Raw genomic sequence first — 6,516 nt, 5'->3', positions numbered from 1 at the left:
AGCGGGTAGCCGTAGCGGCCCAGCACCTCCTGCACGATCTGCGGGACGGTCTTGAACTGGAAGATGCGGAAGTCCTGCCGCCGCGTGGCCACCCACAGCCAGGGCTGCAGGCGCAGGTGGTACGAATACAGCCGATGGTCCTGCCCCTGCATGCCGAAGCGCGTGACCAGGCCGTCCAGGTACCGCTTGCCGCCGCCCTCGGTCTCGATCTCCACCGTCGCCGCCCTGCCCAGCAGCGCCTTGGGATCGATGTCGCGACTCTCGGAGAGCAGATCGATGTCGAAGGAGAAAAGCTGGCTCAGCTCCTCGCTGCCCCGCAACTGCCGGAACTGCAGCTGCTCTCCCAGGGGCGTCTGGATGGTGACGCGGCGTGTCATCTTGGTTGCGAGGGACACGGCCGAAGCGTGCCCGAAGGTTAGAGACGGTCGCGATGATAGGTTGAGCGCCTAACGATTGGATAGCTTTTTGAAAATGTAATTTTGTATCGAAAAGTTATATGATCGATGGCTTCCGCACGGATCAATCGGGCTGTTCCGAGGCCACCGAGCCGTGGCGGACCAGGAAGTCCTGGGCGGGCATGGGACGGGCGAAAAGGTAGCCCTGGTAGAGGTCGCAGCCATGCCGGTCCAGGAATTCGCGCTGCTCCTGGGTCTCCACGCCTTCGGCGATGACCTCCAGGTCGAGGTTGCGGGCCATGCCGATGATGGTCTGCACGATCACGTCGTCCGTGGGCCGCTTGCCGAGGTTGCGCACGAAGGACTGGTCGATCTTCAGTTGGTGCAGCGGCAGACGGGTGAGGTAGGCCAGCGACGAGTAGCCCGTGCCGAAATCGTCCACCGAGAAGCGCACGCCCTTGGTACGCAGCATGTGCATCTTGGCGACGGAGTCGTCCACGTTGTCGAGCACCAGGGACTCCGTCAGCTCCAGCTCCAGCAGGTGGGGTTTCACGCCAGCGTGCTGCAGCGCCTCCACCACGCTGGCGACGAAGTCCGGATGGCGGAACTGACGCGCGCTGACATTCACCGCGATGTGCAGGTTCGCGAGCCGGGGGTCGCGGCTCCAGGCCGCGAGCTGCGAGCAGGCGGTGCGCAGCACCCATTGACCGATGGGCACGATGAGCTCGCTCTCCTCGGCCACGGCGATGAATTCGCCCGGGGCGATCAGCCCCCGCTCGGGGTGTTTCCAGCGCAGCAGGCCTTCGGCACCGATCACTTCGCCCGCGCGCGAGAACTGCGGCTGGTAATACAGCACGAACTCCTGCTCGGCGATGGCGGCCTGCAGGTCGGATTCGAGCCGCGCGCGCTGGCTGATGACGACCTGCATCTGCGGATCGAAGAAGCACAGCGCATTGCCGCGCCGTGCCTTGACCTGGTACATGGCGATGTCCGCCTGCTTGAGCAGGTCCGCCGCGGTCTGCCGCTGGTCGCCGAAGATGGCCGCGCCGACGCTGCAGGTGTGCTGGTGCATCTGTTGCTGCAGGTGGTAGGGCTGGGCCACGGCATGCAGGATCTTCTCGCCGATGCGGCGCGCGATCGACGCGGCCTCCTGCCGGTCGTTGGAGAGATCGCCCATCATCACCACGAATTCGTCGCCGCCCAGGCGCGCCACGGTGTCCGCCGGGCGCGCGCACACCCGCAGCCGCAGCGCGACCTGCTGCAGCAGCAGGTCGCCCATCTCGTGGCCCTGCGTGTCGTTGAGGGTCTTGAACTGGTCCAGGTCCAGGAAGAGCAGCGCGCCGAACTGGTGCGAACGCTGCGCGGTGGCCAGCGCCTGGTGCAGCCGGTCAAGCAGCAGGCGCCGGTTGGGCAGCCCGGTGAGCGGGTCGTAGAAGGCGAGATTCTCGATCTCCGCGCTGGCCCGGCGCATCTCCGTTACGTCGTGGTAGGTGATCATGAGCCCGCCCTCTGGAGTGGCGCGCTCGGTGATCTGGATGAAGTGCCCGTTGGGCAGCATCTGCTCGTGCGTGCCCCGGGTCTCGCGCTGCAGCAGCAGCCGCTGCTCGACCCATTCGCGGCGCGTGGCTTCGTCGGCCTCGGGCAGGTGGTAGCGGGAGGTGGCCTCCAGCACGGAGCGGAACGGCAGGCCCACGTCCATCATGGTCCGCAGCCACGGAAAGATCTCCTCGTAGCGCTGGTTCCATTGCAGCACGCGGTGGCGGGGATCCAGCAGCACGAAGCCGCTGACCATGGAGCCCAGGGCCTGCTCGAGCGTGGACTTGGAGCGCGCAAGATCGTTGCGCGCATGGCTGATGCGGCGCAGGTAGGCCACGGCGAAGCCGCCCGCCGCCAGCGCGGTGGCGATCAGCAGGGCCGCGACCGCGGCGATGGCATTGCGCTCGGAGCGCCAGTTGGCCAGCGCCGATGCCTCCGGCAGGCTCGCCGTGATACAGAGGCCCGGATAGAGGATGGGCCGCCCGGACACCAGGGCGGGAACGCCGGTCAGGCGCGCCGGCTGGTCCCAGGCGCTGAAGGCCGGGGCGTCGTCGCCCAGCGGCGGAACGCGCACGCGGGTGCGGGCCTCGCCGCGGCCGGAGGTGCCGATGATCAGCTCGCCCCGGCCGCGCTCCAGGGTGACCTCCAGCCCCGGGATGTCCGCCCCCTGTGCCAGCACTGCGGCGAGCATGCTCACGGGCACCTGCAGCACCGCCAGCAGGCGCTCTCCGCCCGGCGAGCGGATCGGCCGGGCCGCATACAGGATCCGCTCGGAACTCGCGAAGCTGACCGTCGGGGCGCTCAGCGCCAGGGTCGGCATGCCCTGGGCCATGGCCTCGTCGAAGAAGCCGTCAGGAAACTCCTGAAGCATGCGGGAGCCCATGGCGTCCGACGCGGCCACCACGTTGCGCCGCGTGTCCAGCAGCACCACCGAGCGCACGAGGATGTTCTGCCGGGAGGCGCTGCGCAGCAGCTGGCCGATGAACTCCGGATCGGTGCGGGGCATGCGCTGGCTCCACAGCTCGATCATGTCGTCCGTGCTGGCCAGCAGGACGTCCAGGCCGAGCAGCGCGCGGTTCAGCGCCGCCTCGGCGCCGGCGACGAAACGCGTCACCTGCGTCTCGCTCTCGGCCAGCGCCACGTGCCGCGCGTTCACGATCAGCCCGCCCGCCGCCCCGGCAATGCCGAGCACGAGCACCACGACCGCCGCGGACACGGCCCAGCGCAGGCGGACCGACAGCGCCGCCATCAGGGATTCTCCGGAACGGGAATGCCGCGCGCCCGGCCCACGGTGCGGCTCCAGATGGCGGCACAGTCGGCGCCACAGCGGCGCAGCCAGCTGGGCAGCACGGATTCGGACAACAGGCGCAGGCGCCGGGCATCGTCCTCGGGCGACAGGGGCACCACCACCATGGAGCCCCTCTCGCCACGCACGCAGGCCGACGAGCCGCTGTTGCATGCCACGCCCTCTTCCGTCTCGGCCTCCGCGTCGTGCCAGATGGCATCCTCCAGACTGGGCAGCTCGCGCAGCAGCAGGGCCCGCAGCTCGGGAGGCATGGCGGCCCAGGCCTCGTCATTGGCCCCGAAGAACGACAACCCCCAGGTGATGGGCAGGGTGTGCAGGTACCGGGTCATGCGGTGCAGTCCGAGCGTGTTGCCCGACATCGTCCCGGTGATGGAGCATTCGCTGTCGCTCGCCTGCAGGCTGGGAACGATCTGGCTGAAGCCGGTGTAGACGGCCACGCCGCCCAGCGAGGCGATGAAGTCCGCCTGGGACGCGGACGAGACGCGCACGCGCCGCCCCTTGAGGTCCGCCAGCCCCGACAGGGCGTTCTTGCAGAAGAGCACCTGCGCGGGGTAGACATACACCGCCAGCATCTCGAAATGGTGGCGCCTGCGCAGCTCGTCCTGCAGGTAGGGCCGGAACGCCTGCACGGAGGACCGCAGGTCCGCCAGGGTGGGGTTGAGCGCCGGCAGGTCCGCGGCGGTGTATTGCGGGTACTGGGCGGTGAGCGAGCTCATCAGCACGGTGCCCAAAGGCACCACGCCCAGCTCGACCAGGCGCAGCATCTCGATGCCGGGCACGCCGGCGCGGTCGAAAGGGACGATCGAGGCAGTGAACCGTCCGCCGCTCAGGCGCGGGAGATCGCGGGTCCAGAACGGTGCCTCGCGCCGGGAATACTGCGACAGGGCCCCGAGGTTGCCGACGATGCGCAGCCGGTAGGGGGCCGCAGCGCCGGGTGCGGAGGCCGGGGACGCCGCAGGGGAGGCGGACGGGCCCGGCTCGGCAGGGGCGGCGGCGCCGGGCAGAGCGGCCAGCGCCAGCGCGCAGGCCAGCGCCGCCCCCCGCGCCAGCGCGGCGGCAGGCACGGCTCGGATCAGGTGGCAACGGACGAATCCGCCGGTGCGGGGCGCGCGAAGGGTCGCTGCCAAATACGGGTCCTCCCAGTAGCACCGGTTTTGTACCATTTTGGATGCCTTTGACAAATGCCGGGAAATGCTCTCCACCCAACCTCAGACGGCGTGCGATGTCAGAGATTCCACCTGACAGGATTATCCGGACGGAATTCACCCCTCTCCCGATCGAAATCCCAGCGCGTCAGTTGCCTGCCCCCCGCACCGGCCTCCAGGGTGAGCAGGCTGTTGGGGGCCTCCGCACGCAGCCGTACCGACACGGCCGTGCCGGCCTGCGCGGCCCGCAGCCCGGGCAGCGCCTCGACCAAGCCGGGCGCATGGGCGTGGCCGGACAGCAGCAGTTCGGCCCCCGCGGCCCGCCAGCGCGCCACGGCTTCGGCAGCGCGGTGCGGGCGGTGGTCAGCGTCACCGGGGTGGCGCGCCACCAGGGGGTGGTGCGTGGCGACGATGCGCCAGCGGTCCGGCGGCGCGCCGGCCAGGCGCCGCGCCGCCCTGTCGATCTGCGCGCCCGACAGGCTTGCCTGGCTGTGGCGCCAGGGGCGCGTGGTATCCACGCCCACCACGAAAAACCCGCCGGCGTCGCACACGGGCTCGCGATCATCCCCCCACCAGCGGGCATAGCGCCGGTAGGCGCCGCCGATGCGCTCCCACCACGCGAACAGGGGCAGGTCGTGGTTGCCCGGCATCACCAGCGTGTGCCGGGCTGGCAGCGCGGCGATGAATGCGTGGGCGGCCGCGAACTGCGGGACGGTGGCCCGCTGCGTGAGGTCTCCCGACACGACCACCACCGACACCGGGAGCGCGCGCGCGAGCGCCTGTACCGCCGCGCAGACGCGCGGATCGTGCGCGCCGAAGTGCAGATCGGACAGGTGCATCAGAACGCTCATGGCCGCCTGGTCCGGTTTCGTGGCTTCAGGCTGACGCCGCGGCCATGCCCGGCACCACGCCCGGCAGGGGGGCCGGTCCCGGAGGATCGGCGTCGCCGGGGTCGGCAACCGGTTCGGGATCGGCGCCGGCGCGCCCGGGCGCGCGCTCTTCGTCCCTGGCGGTCGCCGTGGGCGCCACGAGCCACAGCGGGCGGTCTTCCATGCGGAAGCGCAGCGGCGGCGGCATCCAGGCCCGCTCGCCGTCGAACGCCACCTTGACCTGGACGGGTCGCCAGCTGGCGGGCTCCACGACCATTTCCGAGCAGGCCAGGCTGATGACGGCATCGTCGCGGTCCAACTGGCCGATGGCGGCGTGCCAGACGGTGCGGGCCGTGGCCCACCGGCCCTGCGGCTTGAGCAGCAGCACCGCGAGGTGATCCCCCTCGGCAACGTCGCGCGCCTGGGGAATGCCCAGCCGCTCCAGCTGAAGCGGGTTGTTGCCCACGAAGAGGGTGGAGGCGAAGAACTCTTCCTGCACCAGGGTGTCCGCGCCGCGGTGGGCGCGCAGCGAAACCCGCCAGCGCCGCGCCGAGGACGGCCGCAGGAAGCTCCACACGGCGGAGACGATCGCCACCCAGCGGGAACGGCCGAAGCGCCGCGACGCCATCTCCCGCTGCTCGAGCAGGCGGGGGTACAGGCCGACCGCGGCGTTCACCAGGAACATGCTGTCGTTCACATAGCCCACGCGCACCGGCCGCTCGTCGCCGTCGCGCAGTGCCTTCAGGATGTCCTCCGCGGCCTGGTCCAGGTCCAGCGACAGGCTCTGCTCGCGGGCGAAATAGTTGAAGGTGCCCGCGGGGATGACGCCCATGCGGACGCCGTGCCGCCAGGCCGCCGCCGCCACGGCGTTGATGGTGCCGTCGCCGCCGCAGGCCACCACGATGCCGCCGGAGGCCAGGGCAGCCAGCGCCGCCTCCTGCGCCGCCTGCACGATGCCGGCACGCACCGCCGGCACATGCCACTGCACCGCATGGCGGCGCAGTGGCTCCAGGGCCTCCAGCCGCCCGCGCAGCTGGCCGTGGTCCGCGCCCGGCCGGTGCGGCACCACCAGGTGCACGGGCCCGTGCGCGGGCGCAGCGGAAGAGGAGGTCGGGGCGGAGGATGGCATGGTGCTGTGGGCGGGAAGGCGCAGCACTAGGCCGCGGGACAGGAAGGGCGCTCCGGCCGGACGGCCCCGGCACCCGCCCCGATTGTCCGGTCCGCACGCCGCCCGCTCGCATCGGAGGGCAGAGGCAGCGGCTGTC

General features: G+C 70.9%; 5 protein-coding genes. All 5 read right to left on the bottom strand.

The window, feature by feature from the left end; all coding sequences use genetic code 11:
- The coding region (locus BLR05_RS20255; protein ID WP_279616031.1) for a contractile injection system protein, VgrG/Pvc8 family at positions 1–377 on the bottom strand (377 nt) is incomplete at its 3' end.
- Between the two features lie 142 nt (positions 378–519).
- Positions 520–3,180: a bifunctional diguanylate cyclase/phosphodiesterase gene (locus BLR05_RS20250; RefSeq protein WP_092838048.1), complete on the bottom strand. Its 2,661-nt coding sequence runs from the start codon at positions 3,178–3,180 to the stop codon at positions 520–522.
- Positions 3,180–4,400, bottom strand: coding sequence for a TRAP transporter substrate-binding protein (locus tag BLR05_RS20245; protein ID WP_244160141.1), 1,221 nt, complete (start codon positions 4,398–4,400; stop codon positions 3,180–3,182). Before BLR05_RS20245 ends, BLR05_RS20250 begins: the two co-directional genes overlap by 1 nt.
- A gap of 62 nt (positions 4,401–4,462) precedes the next feature.
- Positions 4,463–5,233 (bottom strand): metallophosphoesterase family protein, encoded by a 771-nt coding sequence (locus BLR05_RS20240; RefSeq protein WP_092838045.1) that lies wholly within the window; start codon positions 5,231–5,233, stop codon positions 4,463–4,465.
- A gap of 25 nt (positions 5,234–5,258) precedes the next feature.
- Positions 5,259–6,380, bottom strand: a complete 1,122-nt coding sequence (locus tag BLR05_RS20235; protein ID WP_092838071.1) for a diacylglycerol/lipid kinase family protein — start codon at positions 6,378–6,380, stop codon at positions 5,259–5,261.
- Positions 6,381–6,516: the final 136 nt, after the last annotated feature.

The organism is Paracidovorax cattleyae (assembly GCF_900104515.1).
In the GTDB taxonomy this organism is placed as follows: domain Bacteria; phylum Pseudomonadota; class Gammaproteobacteria; order Burkholderiales; family Burkholderiaceae_C; genus Paracidovorax; species Paracidovorax cattleyae.
The sequence above is the reverse complement of the archived record's forward strand: the minus strand, read 5'-3'. Positions and strand labels throughout refer to the sequence as shown.

Bases quoted from the DNA above. Each gene is read 5' to 3' on its own strand.
- BLR05_RS20240 (WP_092838045.1), bottom strand. From the start codon at position 5,233: ATGAGCGTTCTGATGCACCTGTCCGATCTGCACTTCGGCGCGCACGAT.
- BLR05_RS20245 (WP_244160141.1), bottom strand. From the start codon at position 4,400: ATGGTACAAAACCGGTGCTACTGGGAGGACCCGTATTTGGCAGCGACC.
- BLR05_RS20235 (WP_092838071.1), bottom strand. From the start codon at position 6,380: ATGCCATCCTCCGCCCCGACCTCCTCTTCCGCTGCGCCCGCGCACGGG.
- BLR05_RS20250 (WP_092838048.1), bottom strand. From the start codon at position 3,180: ATGGCGGCGCTGTCGGTCCGCCTGCGCTGGGCCGTGTCCGCGGCGGTC.